Genomic DNA, 21,496 nt, shown 5'->3' with positions numbered 1-21,496 from the left:
TTGTGATAATATTTAGTAGCCTTTGTGAGGTGTTAAGATGAATGAAAATTTAGAAGCTTGTCTTTATGCTTTTATGGAGTATATTCAAATAGAAAGGAACTATTCAGAGTATACGGTTAAGTTTTATCGGCAAGACATTGAGCACTTTTATTTGTTCATGAATGAACAAGGTATAACAGAACTTGGGAATGTTGAATATTTTGATGCCCGCCTGTATTTAACAACACTTTTTGAAAAAGAATACAGCAGGCCTAGCTTGGCTCGGAAAATTTCAAGTTTGCGGAGCTTTTATAAATTTTTAATGAGGGAACAAATAGTAAAAGAAAATCCATTTGTTTTCCTTTCCCAAGCAAAGCGACAATTAAAAATACCGAAATTCTTTTATGAAGAAGAGATGGAAAAGTTATTTCAAGCCTGTGAAGGTGATTCAGCTTTAGATGTAAGAAATCTGGCATTACTTGAGATACTATATGCAACGGGAATCCGTGTCAGTGAATGTGCGAGTATTCAATTGAAAGATATTAATCTTGAGTTTGATACGATACTGGTTAGGGGAAAAGGGAAGAAAGAGAGAATTGTGTTATTTGGTGATTTCGCGAATAGAGCATTATGCAATTACATAGATCATTCAAGGCATAAGCTAATGAAAAACAAAGATAACCATGAGTATCTCTTTGTAAATTTTCGGGGCACCCCCTTAACAGAAAGAGGCATAAGATACATTTTAAATGATTTAATCAATAAAGCTGCATTAACTGGAAAAATGCATCCACATATGTTAAGACATACATTTGCAACACATTTATTAAATCACGGGGCAGATTTGAGAACTGTGCAGGAACTTTTAGGACATGAAAATTTGTCTTCTACACAAATATATACCCATGTCACAAAAGAGCATTTGCGAAAAACCTATTTGTCTCACCATCCAAGAGCTTAACATCATGTAATATTGATTAGTAAAAATATAAAAATAAATTGGATCCATGTTTCTATCGCACTATCACGAATGAAAAGCATAAAAGCTTATTCGATATTCTATATGTTTAGGAACTGCTTTTGCATTAATTATGGAGGTGTTCGTATGGGAGATTTTCATGCCACAACGATATTTGCTATTCAGCATAAAGGAAAAAGTGCAATGGCTGGAGATGGTCAAGTAACCTTTGGAAATGCGGTTGTAATGAAACATACAGCTAAAAAGGTTAGAAAATTATTTAATGGCAAAGTGCTTGCTGGCTTTGCTGGTTCGGTTGCAGATGCTTTTACATTATCTGAAATGTTTGAAGGAAAGCTCCAGGAGTTTAACGGTAATTTAACTCGAGCTGCTGTAGAACTTGCTAAACAATGGAGAAGCGATAAGGTTTTACGCAAACTCGAAGCAATGCTGATCGTGATGGACGCACAGCAAATTCTTTTAATCTCAGGTACTGGAGAAGTGATTGAGCCTGATGATGGGATATTAGCAATCGGTTCCGGAGGTAATTATGCACTTTCAGCAGGAAGAGCTTTAAAGCAGCATGCTGGAGATATTTTGACTGCTAAAGAAATTGCAAAGGCCTCTTTGGATATTGCAGCGGACATTTGTGTATATACGAATACAAATATTATTGTGGAAGAGCTATGAGGTTTAGTCTTTACAGATAAATTTTTGTAAACAAATGATTATTAGTAGTAAACGGTCTTATAGTAATAAGCTATACGAATACATCCTAACCTGAACAATAAGGAGTGAACTTATTTGACGAATAATATGAATAAAGCGATGAGTTTAACCCCAAGGCAAATTGTAGATCGACTTGATCAATATATTGTAGGTCAAAAAGATGCAAAAAGAGCTGTAGCTGTTGCATTAAGGAATCGTTATCGTCGAAGTTTATTAGATGATAAATTAAAGGATGAGATTATTCCGAAAAATATATTAATGATCGGACCTACTGGTGTAGGGAAGACAGAGATTGCTAGACGTATGGCCAAATTGGTTGGTGCCCCTTTTGTTAAAATCGAGGCTACAAAATTTACTGAGGTTGGTTATGTTGGTCGTGATGTCGAATCTATGGTAAGGGACTTAGTTGAAACGTCTGTTCGTATTGTCAAAGAAGAAAAAGTCGCTCAAGTAAAAGGAAGAGCGGAAGAGAATGCAAATCGCAGGCTATTAAATTTACTTGTTCCTTCAAAAAAGAAATCTTCAGGTACGAAGAATCCGTTTGAGATGATTTTTGGCGGTAATAATCAAACAGATGATCATGAAGAGGAACAAGCAGAAGATGTTTCAATGAAGGAAAAACGTAAGATAATTGAAGAAAAATTAGCAAATGGTGAATTAGAACAAGAGATAGTAACAGTGGAAATTGAAGAGCAGCAACCATCTATGTTTGATATGCTTCAAGGTTCTGGTATGGAGCAGATGGGGATGAATTTGCAGGATGCATTCAGTAATTTAGTCCCTAAGAAACAGAAAAAGCGTAAGCTTACTGTTAAGGAAGCACGAATCGTATTAACGAATGACGAAGCTCAGAAGTTAATTGATATGGATGAGGTTACTCAGGAAGCGGTTGTACGTGCAGAACAAGCAGGTATTATTTTTATTGATGAAATCGATAAAATAGTTAGCAAAAGTAATGGTTCTTCTTCAGCAGATGTTTCTAGAGAAGGAGTGCAAAGAGATATTCTTCCGATTGTGGAAGGTTCTACAGTTGTAACAAAATATGGTTCCGTTAAAACAGATCATATTCTTTTTATTGCTGCTGGTGCCTTTCATATGGCGAAGCCATCTGAATTAATTCCTGAATTACAGGGACGTTTTCCAATCCGTGTAGAACTAGGGAAATTAACTGTTGAAGATTTTGTAAAAATATTAATTGAACCGGATAATGCTTTAACTAAGCAATATATTGCATTATTAGAAACTGAAGGTATACAAATTGAATTTTCTGACGATGCTATTGTTAGAATAGCTGAAATTGCTTACGAAGTTAATCAACATACTGATAATATTGGGGCGAGACGGCTGCATACGATTTTGGAAAAGCTTCTTGAAGATCTATCCTTTGAAGCGCCAGACATCACATTAGAACGGATTAGTATAACCCCACAGTATGTGGATGAAAAGCTAAGTGCCATTTCACAAAATAAAGATCTAAGTCAGTTTATCCTTTAGGTTCTAGAGCTATTAGCATGCCTATCGGTAGGGACATATTAAACAATTGTATGAGATTATAGGAGGAAATAAAAATGAATTTATTAGACAAAACAAGAAAAATTAACGCGATGCTTCAAAAAGCAGCAGGTAAACCAGTGAATTTTAAAGAAATGTCTCAAACATTAAGTGACGTGATTGAGGCGAATATTTTTGTAGTTAGTCGTCGTGGAAAATTATTAGGATTTGCAATTAACCAATTAGTTGAAAATGAGCGTATGACAAAAATGTTAGAGGATCGTCAATTCCCTGAAGAATATACAAATAGCTTATTTAATATTAATGAAACTTCTTCTAATTTGGATGTAAATAGTGAATATACAGCATTCCCTGTTGAGAATAAGGAATTATTCCAAAGCGGTTTAACAACAATTGTTCCAATTATTGGTGGAGGAGAAAGATTAGGTACATTAATTCTTGCTCGCTTACAAGAAAAATTCCATGATGACGATTTAATTTTAGCTGAGTATGGAGCTACTGTAGTAGGAATGGAAATTCTTCGTGAAAAATCAGAAGAAATCGAAGAAGAAGCAAGAAGTAAAGCAGTTGTACAAATGGCAATTAGCTCACTATCTTACAGTGAGTTAGAAGCTATTGAGCATATTTTTGAAGAACTAAATGGTAAAGAGGGCTTACTAGTTGCTTCTAAAATTGCGGATCGCGTAGGAATTACTCGTTCCGTAATCGTTAACGCTCTACGTAAGCTTGAAAGTGCTGGTGTAATTGAATCTAGATCACTAGGAATGAAGGGAACATATATAAAAGTATTAAATGACAAATTCCTTGTTGAATTAGAAAAATTAAAATCTAATTAATGATAGTTTTCGACAAAATGCAACCGCCAATAATTCATTATTGGCGGTTTTGTTATTTCTATATAATGTCATTTTGACTAATCTATTTCCAGAGATTAGCCTAAATCCTCAAAACTTAAGTCCCTTCCGTTTTCCATTATTATACAAATATTCAGTCGACTTTTTCCATTAAAATCCACTAGAGAAATGATAATCCACTTGATAAAATAAATCTCATGAGCAAAAAAATTGACAAATTAAGACCTGATTTTTTATGGAACTAAAGTCCTATAAAAAAGAAAAAATGGTGATTTTTTATGAAAAATCTACTAATTGCATAGACAGTGTGATTTTTTACCATTAAAATAATAATAGTTTTTAAAGAGTTTGTCGTATTAAATCGGATTATGTCTAGTAAAAAAGTAAGAGGTGTAAAAGTTGAAATTATTTTCTAATACGTTTACTACATTAGAACGGGGACTAGATTATTCTTCTTTGAAACAAAAGACGATAGCGGACAATATCGCAAATGTGGATACACCAAATTATAAACCCAAGGACGTTAGTTTCCAGAAAGTATTTCAAAATGAATTAAATCAATCATTTGGTGCATTACGTACAGATCCTCGACACTTTGAGTTTCAGAATATAGAAAGTAATTCAGCGATTGTAACACAACAAAATATTCAATATAACTCAAATGGAAATGGTGTAGATGTGGATAAGCAAATGTCTGATTTAGCTACTAATCAAATTTATTACAATGCGCTAACAGATCGGATTAATGGGAAATTCTCAACACTACAAACGGTTATTAGAGGAGGGAAATAGTAATGTCAATGTTTAGTGGCATGGGTATAACATCTTCTGCATTAACGGCACAACGATTACGAATGGATGTTATATCATCGAATATGGCAAATGCTGATACTACTAGAGCAACATTTGAAAATGGCCAATGGCAACCATATCGTCGAAAAACAGTTGTTCTTGAGCCAAAAAATAATTCATTCTCCTCTCATTTACAATCTGCCATGGGTGGTGGAAATGTAAGTGGTGGTGTAAAAGTAACGAAAATTAATGAGGATGATACACCATTCAAATTAGTGTATGACCCTGAAAATCCTGATGCAAACCAGGATGGATATGTGAGTCTCCCTAATGTAGATCCATTGAGAGAAATGGTTGATCTTATGAGTGCCACTCGCTCATATGAGGCAAATGTCACGGTATTTAATGCATCCAAATCTATGATGATGAAAGCATTAGAAATCGGAAAGTAATAATGATTAGGAGGTAGACGATATGTCTATTCAAAATATAAATTCGGTTGCAACAGGTTTTTTACGTCCGTTGGAACAAAAAAATAGTCAACAAGTTACAACACCTTATCAATCTCAAGTGAAATTTTCGGATTTTCTTAAGAAATCAATATCCGATGTGAATCAATCACAAATTCAATCGGATATTTTAACAGAGAAATTGGCAAAAGGGGAAAATGTCGATCTTCATGAAGTGATGATTACAGCGCAAAAGGCAAGCATAACATTGCAGGCTGCGATAGAAGTAAGAAATAAGGTAGTTGAATCTTATCAAGAAATAATGAGAATGCAAGTTTAATATGTTATTGAGTTAAAGTAAACCAGTTGTCCAAATGGTATCGTAGGAACTCTCGCGCATTGAATGCAGAAGATTCCTACTTTACGCTCAACAATTGAAATAATTTATTGGGGTCAAAAATTGGAGGATAGTAATGAATGAGAAATTAAGAAGCTATTCAGACAAATTAAGTGATTTTTGGAAAAGTAAATCGAAAAAGCAAAAAATTGTAGGAATCTCCTCCATTGCACTTATTATTCTTATCATTATATTAATCGGTTATTTTTCTACTAGAACTACAATGGAACCGTTATATAGCAATTTATCAGCAGCTGAAGCGGGATCCATTAAAGAGAATCTTGATTCAAAAGGAATTAAATCTGAGATCGCTGATAATGGAAAAACAATTAAAGTACCAAAAGAGCAAGTAGATACATTAAAAATCGAACTAGCTTCAGAAGGTTTACCAAAATCGGGAAGTATCGATTATTCCTTTTTTAGTCAGAATGCGGGATTTGGAATGACCGACAATGAATTTGATGTCGTAAAATTAGATGCAATGCAGACGGAATTGTCAAATTTAATGAAAGAAATAGATGGTGTAGAAGATGCTAAAGTAATGATCAATATGCCTAAAAAGGAAATCTTTGTGAGTGATGGTGGTCAGGAAGCATCTGCATCAATTGTCTTAACGACGAAGCCAGGCTATGAATTTAGTGAAACGCAAATTAAATCTTTATATAATCTTGTATCAAAAAGTGTTCCTAATTTACCAAATGATAACATCGTAATTATGAATCAAAATTTTGAGTATTTTGACTTGAATAATCAAAGTGGAACCGGAAATACATTTACTCAACAGATGGATATAAAACATCAAATTGAAAGAGATATTCAAAGACAAGTACAATCTATGCTCGGTACAATGATGGGCTATGACAAGATTGTTGCTAGTGTATCAGCTGATATCGATTTCACCCAAGAAAACAGAGAAGAAGATTTAGTCGAGCCAGTCGATAAGGAAAATATGAAGGGTATTGAAATAAGCGCCCAAAAGATTACTGAAACATACTCAGGAAAAGGTGCAGCTGCCGGGGGAACTACACAAGCTGAAAACCCTAATGATTCCATAAACACGTATGTAGAAACTGATGGGGATTCTGATGGAGATTATGAAAAAACCCAGGATTCAATCAATTATGAAGTGAATAAAATTCATAAGCAAATTGCCGAAAGTCCATATAAAATAAGAGATCTCGGCATTCAAGTAATGGTTGAGCCACCGAATCCAAAGGATGTTAATTCATTACCGCAAAGTACAAAGGATGATATTACAAAAATATTATCAACGATTATTCGTACATCAATAGATAAAAATGTAGGAACAGATCTAACTGATCAAGAACTTCAAAATAAAATCGCTGTCTCAGTTCAACCATTTACTGGAAAAGTGAAACAAGGGACAAAATCAGATTCATCATTACCTTGGTGGATATACCTAATCGGTGGAATCTTATTATTTGTTATTGTTCTTTTAATTATTTTGATGATTCGTGGACGGAAGAAGCAAGAGGAAGAACTTATGGAAGAGCCAATGATCGAATCTACACCAATTCAAATTGCAGATGTAAATGAAGAGCATGAAACAGAAAGCACTCTACGGAAAAAACAACTTGAAAAAATGGCAAAAGAGAAACCTGATGAATTTGCAAAATTACTAAGAACTTGGATATCAGAGGATTAAAGGGGGATGGAAAATGGCGATTAAAGAAAAAGGGTTAACAGGAAAGCAAAAAGCCGCTATTCTACTTATCTCACTTGGACCTGATGTTTCAGCGTCAGTTTATAAACATTTGTCAGAAGAAGAAATAGAAAAATTAACATTAGAGATATCAGGTGTGAAAAAAGTGGATTCTAATACGAAAGAAGATATTCTTGATGAATTTCACAATATTGCCCTAGCACAGGATTATATCTCGCAAGGCGGTATTGGCTATGCCAAAACCGTTCTTGAAAAAGCCTTAGGTGCGGAACAAGCAGCAACTATTATCAATCGCCTAACTTCCTCATTGCAGGTTAGACCTTTTGATTTCGCAAGACGTGCTGAGCCAAGTCAGATTCTAAACTTTATCCAAAATGAGCATCCGCAAACAATTGCTTTAATTTTATCTTACTTAGATCCTGAAAAGGCCGGACAAATTCTTTCAGAACTTGCCCAAGATGTGCAAGCAGATATTGCTCGTAGAATTGCTATTATGGATCGTACATCACCAGAAATTATTAGTGAGGTTGAAACCATATTAGAACAAAAGCTTTCAGCGACAGTTACCCAAGATTACACTCAAACGGGTGGAATTGAATCTGTTGTTGAAGTGCTTAATGGAGTGGATCGTTCTACAGAAAAAACGATTTTAGATGCACTAGAAATACAAGATCCTGAGCTTGCTGAGGAAATTAAGAAACGGATGTTTGTATTTGAGGATATCGTTACACTTGATAATCGCTCGATTCAACGTGTTATACGTGATTGTGAAAATGAAGATTTATTATTATCACTTAAAGTATCTAGTGATGAGGTAAAGGATATAGTATTTAGAAATATGTCTACGAGAATGGTAGAAACATTAAAAGAGGAAATGGAATATATGGGACCAATTCGCTTGAAGGATGTTGAGGAAGCTCAATCAAGAATTGTTTCTACAATCCGTAGATTAGAGGATGCTGGAGAGATTATTATAGCTCGTGGTGGAGGAGATGACATTATTGTCTAAGATAATAAAATCACGCACCGCAGTTCAGAGTGAAATAAAAGCAAAAGTGATAGGGATTAAAGATATTTCATGCCTTCAGCCAGTTGAAGAAATTGATGAAACAGATCCATTAGAGCAAGAGAAGAAATTAATACTGGAAAAATTTCAACAACAGGCTCATGAAATCATTCAAAGAGCTGAGCAAGAAGCTCTTTTAATCAAAAACCAAACTTTAGAAGAAAAACAAGTGTGGAAGGAAGAAAAAGCCTTGTTAATCGAAGAAGCAAAAGCAATTGGTTTTCAACAAGGCTTAACTGAAGGGCAACAACAAGGATTTGCACAATATAATGGACAATTAGAGATGGTCAATCAAATGACAGCTGATTTAAAAGGCGAATATGTTCGATATATCGAATCAGCTGAAAAGGTCATTTTAGACTTGGGAATGAAGGTTGCCGAAAGAATATTACACGAAACGATAGAAGAACAACCAGAGAAATTCCTTAACATTGTTAAAGAAGCATTAAAGGAAGTAAAAGAGCATAGAGAGGTTCATATCCTTGTACATCCTACACAATATAGCTTTGTCATTCAATGCAAGGATGAATTAGATGCAATATTTCCGAGTAATCAGCAATGCTATGTTTACGCGAATGATGAATTAAATGAATTCCAATGTTTGATAGAGACAAGTCATGGCCGTGTAGATGCAAGTGTAGATAGTCAACTGACGGAATTAAAAGTGAAGTTAATGGAATTCGTTGAGGGTGAAACAATATGAAGGCAGAAGAACTTCTTTCGATTATTCCAGAAGTGGAAACATATAAGCGTTACGGTAAAGTAAAGCGTGTCGTTGGGTTAATGATTGAATCATTAGGTCCGGAGAGCTCAATTGGTGATGTTTGCTGGATCCATGTTGGCGGAAAAAAACACCATCGGAAAATTCAAGCCGAAGTCGTTGGCTTTAAGGACGAGTATGTCATTCTAATGCCATATGCTGATATTCAAGATATTGCCCCTGGAAGTTTAGTTGAAGCAACATCAAAACCACTTGAAGTAAAGGTGGGTTCAACATTAATCGGGAAGGTCATTGATTCATTAGGCAACCCAATGGATGGATCTGTTTTACCCAAGGGATTAAAATCAATTCCTACTGAACAAAGTCCTCCGAATCCATTAAAAAGACCGCCTATTTCAGAGGAGATAGAAGTTGGAGTTCGTGCTATTGATAGTTTATTAACGGTTGGAAAAGGACAAAGAATAGGGATATTTGCAGGAAGTGGCGTGGGAAAAAGTACACTACTAGGAATGATTGCTAGAAATACGAAGGCTGATATAAATGTCATTGCATTAATTGGTGAGCGTGGTCGTGAGGTAAGAGAGTTTATCGAGAGGGATCTTGGCCCAGAAGGTTTAAGCCGTTCCATTGTCATTGCAGCAACTTCAGACCAACCAGCTCTAATGAGAATTAAAGGGGCATTTACCGCTACTGCTATTGCTGAATACTTCCGTGATAAAGGCCTTAATGTCATGTTTATGATGGATTCTGTAACACGTGTTGCCATGGCACAGCGGGAAGTAGGATTGGCGGTAGGTGAACCTCCAGCAACGAAAGGCTATACTCCTTCGGTATTTGCTATCTTACCGAAATTATTAGAGAGAACGGGAACAAATGAAAAAGGTACAATCACTGGTTTTTATACAGTATTAGTTGATGGAGATGATATGAATGAACCGATCGCTGATACCGTTAGAGGAATATTGGATGGTCATTTTGTTCTTGATCGTAATCTAGCCAATAAAGGTCAATTTCCAGCTATCAATATATTAAAAAGTATTAGTCGTTTAATGAATCATCTCGCTTCAGAAGAGCATAAAGAGGCTGCAAATAAAGTAAGGGAAACATTAAGTACATATTTACACTCTGAAGATTTAATTAGTATTGGAGCATATAAACGTGGCGCCTCAAAAGAAATCGATGAGGCTATTGAAAGATACCCTAATATTATTTCTTTCTTAAAACAACGTACAGATGAAAAAATAACGATGGAGCAAAGTGTTCAATCAATTATCCAGCTTGCGAATAAAGGGGAATGGGTATGAAATATCAATACAAATTTGAAAAGATACTAACATTAAAAGAACGTGAAAAAGATGAGGCCCTTGCTACTTATCAAAAAGCTGTGAAACGTTTTGAAAATGTTGCTGAAGAACTGTACCAATTGTTAAAGAAAAAAGAAGATTTAGTCGAATTTCAAGCAGCTAAACTACAAACTGGATTTCAAGTACAAGAAATTAGACATTACCAACGCTTTATTGCTAATTTGGAGATTTCAATTAAACATTATCAAGAGCTTGTAATAAATGCTCGGACTCAAATGAATTGGTGTGAACAACAACTACAGGAAAAGAATATTGAAATGAAAAAATATGAAAAAATGAAGGAAAAAGACTTCGAGAGATATCAAGACTTATTAAAGGAAATAGAGAATAAGCAAGCAGATGAAATCTCAACGCGAAGCTATTTTCATCACACTGGAAATTAGGTGATAAGGATGGATAGAGAAGTAAAAGAAAAAATAGAAGATCAACCAAGGAGCAGATTTCAGTGGTTCCTATATGTAATATTTATTCCTTTATTATTTGCAATCGTGATTGCATTAATTGTTGCCCAATTTGCTGGTGTGAATGTATTTGAAAAAGCCAAGGATTTAAGTGGCAAACTTCCTTTTATTTCTTCTAAAGTTGAAAAAACTAGCGGGAAAAGTCTAAAAGAATATGAAGACAAAATCATCGATCTACAAGCGGAAATTGAAAATAAGGACACTGAGTTAACTCAATTGCAATCTAAAATTGATAGTCAAGATAATGAAAAACAACAAATGCTTCTTGAACAAAAAAGACTTGAAGACGAGATCGATGAATTAAAACAAATACAGAACCAAAATAAAAAGGCATTTCAAGAAATTGTACAAACCTATGAATCGATGTCCGCAAAGAGTGCGGCACCTATCATTCTTAGTATGACAGATCCGGAAGCATTAAAAATTCTTTCCAATTTAAAATCAGATGTGTTAGCCAAAATTATGGAAAAGATGCCAGCTGATCGTGCGGCGAAATATACTGAAATGTTAAGTGCAAAAACAAATGATTAAGTGACTCTTAAATGAAGGGAGGTGAAAAAGTGAATATAGGTGCCATGCAAGTTGCAAGTTTGATGCCTGTAAACGGGAAACTAGGTCAGGTTGCCCAACAAGCTAATGGATTTAAAAGTGCATTTGATAGCCTTTTAAACTCACAAAATGGTCTTGGTGAATCAGTTACTGGAGAGATTGATGTAAATATAATGGATCTATTCAATAATATTCTTACCATTTTGAAGAGTGGCAGTAGCGGAACAGGTAATAGTCTGGAACTTTTAAACGATTCAAAGCTTTCTGAACAACAAATAGCGGATGCTATGGGAATTTCAGTAGATGATTTTAAAGAGCAATTTGGAACGTTAATGGATGAACTTTTATCATTACTGGGAAATAATCCAATAAACGTGAATCAGTTAAAAACTATAAAAGAACATATTGGTTCAGGTGAGTTTATACATGCTACAGCTAAGTTGCTCGGGGTACTAGCTAATCTTCCAAAAGAATCATTCAAGCAATTAAAGCCGGATCTGTTTCAATTTGCTGCAAATGCATCAAAAGCAGTTGAAACACTTTCACAGCAAATGGATCTAGCTAAAAATGACTTGAAATCTTTGAGTATCCTTAAAGAAAATATGGAAACAGTTATTACAAAGCTAGAGCAAATCATCAACAATGAAAGACCCAATCAAAATACCGTACTAGAAAATGCTTTTAATAAAGTATTAAGTCAACAACAAAAGGTATTAGACCAAGGAATGTCAGATAACAAACTCATAGCAAAGCCAAGAATGCCTCAACCATTGCAAAACCAAATGATAACAAGTCAGACTCAAGTTCAAGAGCTAGGAAATCAGTTTGTAGATCAATCAATTAGTACCAATCCTGTGCATATGCAACAAGTTTCAAAAATTGAACAATTTGTTTTACAGGTGAATCAAGATTCCAAGCCAGTTAACTACGAACAGTTTGTGAAGGATTTTACGAACATATTAGGTAAATCTCAATTCTTTAAAGGCGATGGTACAAATAAGTTATTGATTAAACTGTACCCTGAACATTTAGGTTCATTACGAATTGAAATACTACAAGATAAGGGTGCCTTAACAGCAAGAATGATTGCTACTACAAGTGCGGCTAAAGATATCCTTGATTCACAATTACATCAATTAAAGCATGCTTTTACACAGCAAAATATTCAAGTGGATAAGCTTGATGTTGTTTTCGGTGAAACTGAAGCACAGAAGTTTGATCAAGGAGAGGCTGAACAACAGTCATTCCATGATGAACAAGAAAAAAATAAGCAGAATAAAGAGGATAAATCCAAGGTTCAATTCTCAGAGGTTTTAAATGATAGTTTAATAGAAGAGAAAATATAGGTGATGAAATGGCAAATACAATTGATCCAAGTTTGCAATATTCAAGTATTAAAAAGACGGAAAGAAAAACGGGGTCAGATATTTTAGGTAAAGATGATTTTCTGAAAATACTAATGGTTCAGTTACAAAATCAGGATCCATTAAATCCGATGCAGGATAAAGATTTTATTGCGCAAATGGCCACTTTTTCTTCCTTAGAACAAATGACAAATATGAATAGATCGATAGAAAATTTAGTTGGGATGCAGCAGCAAACGCAATTAATCGCTTATTCTGAATTTGTCGGAAAAAATGTAACTTGGCATAAGATTACAGCAAGTGAAGATCCAAATGGGAAACCGGAAACAACTACTGGTAGTGGAGTAGTTAAAACTGTTCGCTTCGTGGATGGATCAGTAAAGTTTGTATTAGAAGATGGAACAGAGCTTGATCCAGCAAATATTTCTGAAGTAGGAATATCGACAAATACCCCACCAGAAACGGGTGACGATAACAAAGAACCATCAGAGCCCGATAACGAAAATAAAGAATAGGAAGTGGTTGAATGGACAGGCCAATATATCGTCAAGTTCCATTACAACCAATTACGTCTAAAGCAAATGTACAAGTTCCAAAACAATTAAATACAGTTCAAACACCTTTTTCACAGCATTTTAATCAAGCTCTATCCCATGAGACTAATCAGTTGACGATTAGTAAGCATGCTAGTGAAAGAATAGAGCAGCGAGGCATTCAAATAAATGCTAGCCAATGGGACAAGATTGGTTTGAAAGTATCCGAAGCAAAAAGGAAAGGTGTCAATGAATCTCTTGTCATAGTAAATAATGCAGCATTAATTGTTAGTGCAAAAAACGAAACAGTGATCACAGCAATGAACTTACAAGAAGCAAGCAATCAAATTTTCACCAATATAAACGGTGCAATTATTGTAAATTAAACGACTGGACCGATGAGGAAGTCGTCTAGCTGTTAAATGACAGATACAGCTAACTAACTTTGAAAGGATGATCATACATGCTACGCTCAATGTACTCAGGAATTAGTGGAATGAAAAACTTCCAAACAAAACTAGACGTAATTGGAAACAATATCGCCAATGTCAATACATACGGCTTCAAAAAAGGTCGTGTAACATTTAAGGATGCAATTAGTCAATCGATTTCAGGTGCTAGTGCTGCAGGTACAAACCGTGGTGGAACAAATCCTACGCAAGTTGGATTGGGTTCTACTTTATCAACAATTGATATTGTTGATACTCAATCAAGTATGCAGACTACTGGTAGAACGCTAGATTTAGCTATAGATGGTGATGGTTATTTTGCAGTTCAGGAAGGAACTGATCCTAATAAAATCTATTACACTCGAGCTGGAAATTTTTATTTGGATGAAAAAGGAAATCTGGTAAATGGTGATGGATTTTTCGTATTGGATGAAGCTGGAAATCACATTACTATATCTGCTGATGATTATGCAAGTTTTTCTATTGATTCAAACGGAGTTATCTCAGGAGTGGCAAATGAAGGGAAAACAGTAACAGATAAAACGATTAGAATTACCAAATTTAACAATCCAGCTGGTTTAACCAAGGTTGGAGGTAATTTATATCAAAAGAGTAATAACTCTGGGGATCCAATTGATGCTAAAGCCGGTGATAAAGGATGCGGCTCTGTGAATGCGGGTTACCTCGAAATGTCCAACGTAGACCTTTCTGAGGAATTCACTGAAATGATTGTTGCTCAGCGTGGTTTCCAGGCTAATACAAGAATCATCACAACATCAGATGAAATTTTACAAGAACTCATTAACTTAAAACGATAAGATAAGGAGGACAGTGGGACAGACTGATATATGCCAGTCTGCTCCACTGGTAAAAGTATGATTACCCTCACCAGATTAAATGGTAAGTCATTTTTATTAAATGCCCTGTATATTGAAACGATTGAGGCATTCCCGGATTCAACGATTACATTAACGAATGGTCATAAGTACGTTGTAAAGGAAACAATTGAACAAATTGAAAAAAGAATTCTAGCATTTTATAACTCTATCAACTTGTTAGGAAATATGAATCAGGAGGTCGCCCAACATGAAGAATAAGATGTTGGCTACAATGATCACACTTATACTTGTGATCTTATTAGCGGGAGCAATTGCAATTATTGTTATTTATAAAATGGATCATACAAGTGCTAATAATGGCCCATCCATCGATAAAGTCGTTGAAAGCTCTGTCGATGTTCCTGAGATCACGACCAATTTAAAAAACAATAATTTTATTAAAATTGCCTTAAAAATTGAAACAGATAGCAAAAAAGCGAAAAAGGAACTTGAAAAAAGAGATTTTCAAGTGAAAGATGCCGTGATTGATGAACTATCTGAAACTTCTTCTGAGGATTTAGATAGCAAAGAAGGCAAACAAAAGTTTTTAAATAACTTGAAGAAAACCGTTGATCAATATATGCAAAACGGTAAAATCGTCAAGATTTATATAACCTCCTATGTGGTTCAATAAAAATAATTCTTTTAAAAAAGGGAGGTGGATAAAATGTCAGGTGAAATATTATCACAAAGCGAAATTGATGCCTTGTTAAGTGCTTTATCAACAGGCGAAATGAATGCCGATGATATAAAGAAAGAACAAGAGACTAAAAAAGTTAAAGTATATGATTTTAAACGAGCTTTACGTTTCTCAAAAGATCAGATTAGAAGTTTAACGAGGATTCATGAAAACTTTGCAAGACTCTTAACCACTTATTTTTCAGCACAATTACGAACGTATGTACAAATTACGGTAGCATCTGCAGACCAAATTCCATTTGAAGAATTTATACGATCTGTACCAAAAATGACGATTTTGAACTCATTTGATGTACCTCCACTTGATGGAAGAATTCTAATGGAGATTAATCCAAATATTGCATATTCCATGCTGGATCTCGTAATGGGTGGAAAAGGAACTAGTGTCAATAAGGTTGATAATTTAACCGAAATCGAACAAAGAATTATGTCAAATTTATTTGAAAGTGCGTTTGAACATTTGACAGAAGCATGGGGGAATATAGCGGAAATTAATCCTGTTTTGGCAGACTTCGAAGTAAATCCCCAGTTTTTACAAATGGTTTCACCAAATGAAACGGTTGTTGTTATATCCATGAACACAACAGTGGGTGAAATAAGTGGAATGATTAATCTCTGTATTCCACATGTTGTGCTGGAACCCATTATACCTAATTTATCTGTCCATTATTGGATGCAGAATAATAATAAAGAAAAAGAGCCAATCGAGGCTGAAAATATAGAGAAAAGAATTAAGCATGCGCCAATTCCACTTGCTGTGGAATTAGGTAATGCGGAGATTTCAATTGAGGATTTTTTAAGTATTCAAATGGGTGATGTCATCCAATTAGATAAGAAAATTGATGAGCCTGTGATTGTGAAATTAGAAGGTATACCAAAATATTATGCACAGGTTGGAAAAAGTAGTAAAAAGATGGCAATTCAAATTTTAAATGAAGTGAAAGGAGGAGACGATGATGAGTAATATGCTCTCACAAGATGAAATTGATGCGCTCCTACGAGGTACAGCTGATGAAGAAAATGAACAAACTGAAGAAAACAGTAAATTATCTGTAGATGATTATTTAACATCTATGGAACGTGATGCACTTGGAGAGATTGGGAATATATCATTTGGTAGTTCCGCAACAGCATTATCAACTCTTTTATCACAAAAGGTAGAAATTACGACTCCAACCGTATCTGTTATTGAACAATCAAAGTTAAATGATGAATTTCCACATCCATATGTAGCAATCCAGGTGAAATATACAGAAGGATTCTCCGGTATAAATATGCTTGTGATTAAACAATCGGATGCTTCAATCATTGCTGATTTAATGCTTGGTGGAACAGGAGAAATTACCGAAGAAACAACACTTGATGAAATCCATTTAAGTGCAGTTCAAGAGGCAATGAATCAAATGATGGGTTCAGCAGCTACATCAATGTCAACTGTATTCAATAAACGAGTTGATATTTCTCCACCTGTCGTCGATTTTCTAAATTTAAATGCAGGTGAAGGTGCAGAGAAAATACCTGCTCAAGATTTGTTAATAAAAATATCCTTCCGATTAAAGGTGGGAGATTTAATTGATTCTTCCATTATGCAAGTATTACCATTAGATTTTGGTAAGAGATTAGTAGAGGACCTATTTAATAATAGTGAATCAGAAGAGGCTGTAAAACCAAGTGAAAGTACTATGATGAGTGATACTCAAAAAATAGAACAACCAGCCGTTGAACCAATGCATATGCAGACAAGTTCATATGATATGCCTCAATCACAGCCTAGACAACAGCAAACCTATCAAACTGGGAATGGCCATATGAATCAAGCGCAAAATGTTCAACCAGCCGTTTTTTCAAGTTTTGAAGAGGTTCAGCTTGCACCATCTGAAACAAGAAATTTAAATATGTTACTAGATATTCCACTCCAAGTAACAGTTGAACTTGGTAAAACGAAGAGGTCCGTAAAGGAAATCTTAGAGCTGGGTACTGGATCAATCATTGAATTAGACAAGCTTGCAGGGGAACCTGTTGATATCCTTGTGAATCGGCAGCTTGTAGCACAAGGAGAAGTAGTTGTAATTGATGAAAACTTCGGTGTCAGAATTACAGATATACTAAGTCAAAGAGATAGAATTAAGAAATTATAGAGATAAGGGAGTTAATAAAAATGGCAAATAGAATTTTAGTCGTAGATGATGCAGCATTTATGAGAATGATGATTAAAGATATTTTAACGAAGAATGGATTTGAAGTAGTGGCAGAAGCTGCTGATGGCGCTCAAGCAGTTGAAAAATATAAAGAATTAAAACCAGATCTCGTTACAATGGATATCACTATGCCAGAAAAAGATGGAATTGCAGCATTGAAAGAGATTAAAGAGTTCGATCCAAATGCAAAAATTATTATGTGTTCTGCTATGGGACAACAAGCAATGGTAATTGATGCAATTCAAGCGGGAGCAAAGGATTTTATTGTAAAACCTTTCCAAGCAGACCGTGTTATTGAGGCAATCCAAAAAACTCTTGCTTAAATGTAGATAAGAAGGTGTGCTAACGTTGCAAAAGAATTTTTTGAAAATAATCATCTTCCTGTTACTATTGACACCTCTGTATGGGCAGCACATCGTCGCCCATGCAGAGTCGGTCAATGGTACTGTGTCTGATTATTTTTCTTCTAAGGAAAAGAAAGCAGAAGATAAGGTAATTGAGAAAAAACAAGACAAAAATATAGAAACAAATAAAGAAACGAATGGCTCGGTTATAACTTTTATGGACGTTGCCAAAATGATTTTCGCACTAATTTTTGTTGTTGCACTTTTATATTTCTTATTAAAATTTATTAATAAAAAAAGTCGTTCTTATCAACAAAATCGTATGATTCAAAATTTCGGTGGTACACCTTTAGGTGGAAACCGTTCGTTACAAATTGTTAAGGCAGGGAATCGAATCTTGATTTTAGGGGTAGGAGAGGATATCCATTTGCTGAAGGAAATTGATAATCAGAAGGAAGTGGATGAATTTATCCATTATTATGAAGATCAATTAAATCAATCACTTGAGCCGAAAGACTTGGTTTCAAAACTAGCAAATGGGATTAAAAATAGAAAAAAAAATGAGGAAGCAAACCATGCTGACTCATTTCAAAATATATTAAAAGATCAGCTTTCCCATATGAAAAAGGAAAGGAATAAAGCATTAAATAAGCTAGATAAGAAGGAGTCCAAAACAGATGAATGAATTTATGCAGTTTTTTAATAATAGTTCACCTGATAATGTTTCAGCAGCAGTAAAGCTACTTCTCCTTCTAACTGTATTATCGCTCGCACCTAGTATTTTGATTTTAATGACATCATTCACAAGAATTGTTATTGTTTTGTCTTTTGTGCGTACTTCTTTAGCAACACAGCAAATGCCGCCGAATCAGGTAATCATTGGACTTTCATTATTTTTAACTTTTTTTGTAATGGCACCTACCTTTAATGAGGTGAATCAGCAAGCATTAACACCGCTGTTCAATGACAAAATTACACTTGAAGAAGCCTATGATAAGGCATCTGTACCTTTTAAGGAATTTATGAGTAAATACACGAGGCAAAAAGACTTGGAGCTGTTTCTGGAATATTCTCACGCAGATAAGCCAAAAAGTGTAGAAGATATTCCGATTACGTCATTAGTACCAGCATTTGCGTTAAGTGAGATAAAAACCGCCTTTCAAATTGGTTTTATGATATTTATTCCATTTTTAGTTATCGATATGGTTGTTGCTAGTATTTTAATGTCAATGGGGATGATGATGCTACCACCAGTTATGATTTCTTTACCTTTTAAGATATTACTATTTGTTTTAGTAGATGGCTGGTATTTGGTTGTAAAATCATTGCTGCAAAGCTTTTAACGGTATTCAACATAGAAGGAGAATGAAAAATGAATTCGGATATGGTCATTTCCCTTGCTGAAAAAGGGATATATATTACATTAATTGTTGCTGGACCGCTTCTTCTTGTAGCCTTAATTGTTGGATTAATCGTCAGTATATTTCAAGCTACTACACAAATTCAGGAGCAAACCTTAGCTTTTATTCCAAAAATTGTTGCAGTCTTAATTGGACTTGTGTTTTTTGGACCATGGATGTTAAGTCACTTATTATCCTATGCAACAGATATTTTTTCTAATTTAACTAGGTATGTAGGTTGATAGAATGGCACAGCTTATACCATCTTTCTCTGTATTTTTATTAATATTTGTTCGTGTGTCAGCCTTTTTTGTAACAATGCCTTTATTTTCGTATCGAACGATACCAGCTATATATCGGATTGGATTTGCCTTCCTATTAGCTTGGCTAATGTATTATACATTAGACGTACCTGGCTTTGAAATTGACGCTCATTATTTCATGCTTATTATTAAGGAAGCGATGGTTGGTCTCTTTATTGGCTTTATTGCTTATTTAATATTAGCAGCCATTCAAATTGCAGGTGGATTTATAGATTTTCAAATGGGCTTTGCGATTGCTAATGTTATTGATCCACAAACAGGGACTCAAAGTCCATTAATGGGTCAATATTTATATAGTTTTGCATTATTGCTTTTACTTGCTCTAAATGGTCATCATATTATTTTAGATGGAATTTTTTATAGTTATAACTTTATACCCATTGATAAAGCAATCCCATTTGGCGATGGAGATTTAATCGAATTTATTATTAAGGCATTTAGTAAAATGTTTGTGATTGCTTTTCAAATGTCCATACCGGTAGTTGCTTCTTTATTTTTAGTAGATATTGCACTCGGTATTATTGCTAGAACAGTACCTCAATTAAATATTTTTGTAGTAGGTTTTCCGGTGAAAATTGCTGTAAGCTTTATCGTTTTAATTATTGTCATGGGTGTAATTTTTTCTGTGTCTCAACGCTTATTTGAATTGATGTTTTATACGATGAGGGATGTAATGAAAATAGTAGGTGGTACATGATGAAATGGATTTCACTTGATTTACAGTTTTTTTCTGGAGAGAAGACGGAAAAGGCAACACCTAAAAAACGTCAGGATGCTAGAAAAAAAGGCCAAACAGCAAAAAGTCAAGATATTAATACTGCGGTTGGTCTGTTAGCCGTTTTTCTATTTCTCATGTTTGGTTCATCCTTTATTGGCAATCATATTTATATTTTTTTTCGGTATACATTTCAACATTATCTGTTGGTAGATGTAACAGAAAACAATATTCAGCACATTCTTATTGAGGTATTAAAAGAAGTGGCGATTATATTAGGGCCTATCATGATTGTTGCCTTTATCGCAGCGTTTGCCTCAAACTTTGCCCAAATTGGTTTTATGTTCTCGACAGAGAGTATTGCCCCTAAATTAGAAAAATTAGATCCAATTAAGGGATTTAAACGTATTTTCTCCATGCGGGCAATTGTTGAATTATTAAAATCAATCTTAAAAATATCATTTGTTGGTGTCGTTACCTTTATCGTTTTATGGATGAAAATTGATGAAGTCCTAAGTTTGTCTTATAAAACGGTTGGACAAGCAATTAAGATTATTATCAATTTGGTTTTACAAATGGGACTAGCCGCATCCATCGCCTTATTATTTCTAGCCGTTTTTGATTTTTTATATCAACGGTATGACTTTGAAAAAAATATTCGAATGTCAAAACAAGATATTAAGGATGAATACAAGAACTCTGAAGGTGATCCACTAATTAAATCGAAAATCAAACAGAGACAAAGAGAAATGGCGATGCGCAGAATGATGCAGGAGGTTCCGAATGCGGATGTTATTATAACGAATCCTACCCACTATGCAATTTGTTTGAAATATGATGAAAGCAAACATGATGCACCTTATGTTATTGCAAAGGGGGTAGATTTCTTAGCAGAAAAAATTAAAAAAATCGGCAAAGAAAATGAAGTAATTATGGTGGAAAATCGACCATTAGCTAGAGCGCTTTATGCTCAGACGGAAATTGGCGATACGATCCCAGAAGAATTCTTCAAAATCGTTGCAGAAATATTAGCTTATGTCTACCGTATTAAAAATAAAATTTAGTGCTTTTATGTTAG

General features: G+C 34.5%; 27 protein-coding genes. All 27 read left to right on the top strand.

Features of this window, described 5'->3' with window-relative positions; genetic code table 11:
• Positions 1-37: 37 nt before the first annotated feature.
• The 27 genes from xerC to flhB all read left to right on the top strand — a co-directional run bounded on the left by xerC (position 38) and on the right by flhB (position 21,482).
• Positions 38-940 carry a tyrosine recombinase XerC gene (xerC, locus tag NST63_RS16095; RefSeq protein ID WP_212941869.1) on the top strand — a complete coding sequence of 301 codons (903 nt, stop codon included), beginning with the start codon at positions 38-40 and terminating at the stop codon, positions 938-940.
• A 144-nt stretch (positions 941-1,084) separates the two neighbouring features.
• A complete protein-coding gene (gene hslV / locus NST63_RS16090) occupies positions 1,085-1,627 on the top strand; it encodes an ATP-dependent protease subunit HslV (RefSeq protein WP_212941867.1) in 543 nt (180 codons plus the stop codon).
• A gap of 126 nt (positions 1,628-1,753) precedes the next feature.
• Positions 1,754-3,160, top strand: coding sequence for an HslU--HslV peptidase ATPase subunit (gene hslU / locus NST63_RS16085; protein ID WP_212942701.1), 1,407 nt, complete (start codon positions 1,754-1,756; stop codon positions 3,158-3,160).
• Positions 3,161-3,234: 74 nt separating this feature from the next.
• On the top strand, positions 3,235-4,014 hold the full coding sequence (codY, locus tag NST63_RS16080; RefSeq protein ID WP_058002643.1) for a GTP-sensing pleiotropic transcriptional regulator CodY: 780 nt from the start codon (positions 3,235-3,237) through the stop codon (positions 4,012-4,014).
• 417 nt (positions 4,015-4,431) lie between these two features.
• Positions 4,432-4,824, top strand: coding sequence for a flagellar basal body rod protein FlgB (gene flgB, locus NST63_RS16075; protein ID WP_058002644.1), 393 nt, complete (start codon positions 4,432-4,434; stop codon positions 4,822-4,824).
• Positions 4,825-4,826: 2 nt separating this feature from the next.
• Positions 4,827-5,276: a flagellar basal body rod protein FlgC gene (gene flgC / locus NST63_RS16070; protein ID WP_212941865.1), complete on the top strand. Its 450-nt coding sequence runs from the start codon at positions 4,827-4,829 to the stop codon at positions 5,274-5,276.
• 22 nt (positions 5,277-5,298) lie between these two features.
• The gene (gene fliE / locus NST63_RS16065; protein WP_071976673.1) at positions 5,299-5,613 is read left to right on the top strand and encodes a flagellar hook-basal body complex protein FliE; all 315 of its coding nucleotides are present in this window, start codon (positions 5,299-5,301) and stop codon (positions 5,611-5,613) included.
• 133 nt (positions 5,614-5,746) lie between these two features.
• Positions 5,747-7,336 carry a flagellar basal-body MS-ring/collar protein FliF gene (fliF, locus tag NST63_RS16060; RefSeq protein ID WP_341042922.1) on the top strand — a complete coding sequence of 530 codons (1,590 nt, stop codon included), beginning with the start codon at positions 5,747-5,749 and terminating at the stop codon, positions 7,334-7,336.
• Between the two features lie 13 nt (positions 7,337-7,349).
• Positions 7,350-8,363 (top strand): flagellar motor switch protein FliG, encoded by a 1,014-nt coding sequence (fliG, locus tag NST63_RS16055; RefSeq protein ID WP_058002648.1) that lies wholly within the window; start codon positions 7,350-7,352, stop codon positions 8,361-8,363.
• On the top strand, positions 8,356-9,123 hold the full coding sequence (fliH, locus tag NST63_RS16050) for a flagellar assembly protein FliH (RefSeq protein ID WP_212941860.1): 768 nt from the start codon (positions 8,356-8,358) through the stop codon (positions 9,121-9,123). The genes fliG and fliH overlap by 8 nt, the downstream gene beginning before the upstream one ends.
• Positions 9,120-10,445: a flagellar protein export ATPase FliI gene (fliI, locus tag NST63_RS16045; protein WP_341042920.1), complete on the top strand. Its 1,326-nt coding sequence runs from the start codon at positions 9,120-9,122 to the stop codon at positions 10,443-10,445. The genes fliH and fliI overlap by 4 nt, the downstream gene beginning before the upstream one ends.
• The gene (gene fliJ, locus NST63_RS16040) at positions 10,442-10,888 is read left to right on the top strand and encodes a flagellar export protein FliJ (protein WP_071976677.1); all 447 of its coding nucleotides are present in this window, start codon (positions 10,442-10,444) and stop codon (positions 10,886-10,888) included. The genes fliI and fliJ overlap by 4 nt, the downstream gene beginning before the upstream one ends.
• Positions 10,889-10,897: 9 nt before the next feature.
• The gene (locus NST63_RS16035) at positions 10,898-11,497 is read left to right on the top strand and encodes a MotE family protein (RefSeq protein ID WP_212941855.1); all 600 of its coding nucleotides are present in this window, start codon (positions 10,898-10,900) and stop codon (positions 11,495-11,497) included.
• Between the two features lie 29 nt (positions 11,498-11,526).
• Positions 11,527-12,861, top strand: coding sequence for a flagellar hook-length control protein FliK (locus NST63_RS16030; RefSeq protein WP_341042917.1), 1,335 nt, complete (start codon positions 11,527-11,529; stop codon positions 12,859-12,861).
• An 8-nt stretch (positions 12,862-12,869) separates the two neighbouring features.
• Positions 12,870-13,394, top strand: a complete 525-nt coding sequence (gene flgD / locus NST63_RS16025) for a flagellar hook assembly protein FlgD (protein ID WP_212941849.1) — start codon at positions 12,870-12,872, stop codon at positions 13,392-13,394.
• Positions 13,395-13,405: 11 nt separating this feature from the next.
• Complete coding sequence (locus tag NST63_RS16020) at positions 13,406-13,798, top strand: TIGR02530 family flagellar biosynthesis protein (RefSeq protein WP_341042914.1); 393 nt, start codon at positions 13,406-13,408, stop codon at positions 13,796-13,798.
• A gap of 77 nt (positions 13,799-13,875) precedes the next feature.
• Positions 13,876-14,679 (top strand): flagellar basal body rod protein FlgG, encoded by an 804-nt coding sequence (gene flgG / locus NST63_RS16015; protein ID WP_212941844.1) that lies wholly within the window; start codon positions 13,876-13,878, stop codon positions 14,677-14,679.
• Between the two features lie 57 nt (positions 14,680-14,736).
• Entirely contained in the window at positions 14,737-14,958 is a 222-nt protein-coding gene (locus tag NST63_RS16010) for a flagellar FlbD family protein (protein ID WP_071976706.1), read from the top strand.
• Positions 14,948-15,373 carry a flagellar basal body-associated protein FliL gene (fliL, locus tag NST63_RS16005; protein ID WP_078110790.1) on the top strand — a complete coding sequence of 142 codons (426 nt, stop codon included), beginning with the start codon at positions 14,948-14,950 and terminating at the stop codon, positions 15,371-15,373. The genes NST63_RS16010 and fliL overlap by 11 nt, the downstream gene beginning before the upstream one ends.
• Positions 15,374-15,406: 33 nt before the next feature.
• Positions 15,407-16,402 carry a flagellar motor switch protein FliM gene (fliM, locus tag NST63_RS16000; RefSeq protein WP_078110791.1) on the top strand — a complete coding sequence of 332 codons (996 nt, stop codon included), beginning with the start codon at positions 15,407-15,409 and terminating at the stop codon, positions 16,400-16,402.
• Positions 16,392-17,576 carry a flagellar motor switch phosphatase FliY gene (fliY, locus tag NST63_RS15995; RefSeq protein ID WP_341042911.1) on the top strand — a complete coding sequence of 395 codons (1,185 nt, stop codon included), beginning with the start codon at positions 16,392-16,394 and terminating at the stop codon, positions 17,574-17,576. The genes fliM and fliY overlap by 11 nt, the downstream gene beginning before the upstream one ends.
• 20 nt (positions 17,577-17,596) lie before the next feature.
• Positions 17,597-17,959: a response regulator gene (locus tag NST63_RS15990; RefSeq protein ID WP_058002661.1), complete on the top strand. Its 363-nt coding sequence runs from the start codon at positions 17,597-17,599 to the stop codon at positions 17,957-17,959.
• Positions 17,960-17,984: 25 nt separating this feature from the next.
• Positions 17,985-18,665 carry a flagellar biosynthetic protein FliO gene (locus NST63_RS15985; protein ID WP_078110793.1) on the top strand — a complete coding sequence of 227 codons (681 nt, stop codon included), beginning with the start codon at positions 17,985-17,987 and terminating at the stop codon, positions 18,663-18,665.
• A complete protein-coding gene (gene fliP, locus NST63_RS15980; RefSeq protein WP_058002663.1) occupies positions 18,658-19,323 on the top strand; it encodes a flagellar type III secretion system pore protein FliP in 666 nt (221 codons plus the stop codon). Before NST63_RS15985 ends, fliP begins: the two co-directional genes overlap by 8 nt.
• Before the next feature lie 29 nt (positions 19,324-19,352).
• Positions 19,353-19,622, top strand: a complete 270-nt coding sequence (gene fliQ, locus NST63_RS15975) for a flagellar biosynthesis protein FliQ (protein ID WP_058002664.1) — start codon at positions 19,353-19,355, stop codon at positions 19,620-19,622.
• A 4-nt stretch (positions 19,623-19,626) separates the two neighbouring features.
• Positions 19,627-20,400, top strand: a complete 774-nt coding sequence (fliR, locus tag NST63_RS15970) for a flagellar biosynthetic protein FliR (RefSeq protein ID WP_212941830.1) — start codon at positions 19,627-19,629, stop codon at positions 20,398-20,400.
• Positions 20,400-21,482, top strand: coding sequence for a flagellar biosynthesis protein FlhB (gene flhB / locus NST63_RS15965; RefSeq protein WP_180212897.1), 1,083 nt, complete (start codon positions 20,400-20,402; stop codon positions 21,480-21,482). Before fliR ends, flhB begins: the two co-directional genes overlap by 1 nt.
• Positions 21,483-21,496 lie beyond the last annotated feature (14 nt).

This window comes from Heyndrickxia sp. FSL W8-0496, from assembly GCF_038007825.1.
Classification (GTDB): domain Bacteria; phylum Bacillota; class Bacilli; order Bacillales; family Bacillaceae_C; genus Heyndrickxia; species Heyndrickxia oleronia.
The sequence above is the reverse complement of the archived record's forward strand: the minus strand, read 5'-3'. Positions and strand labels throughout refer to the sequence as shown.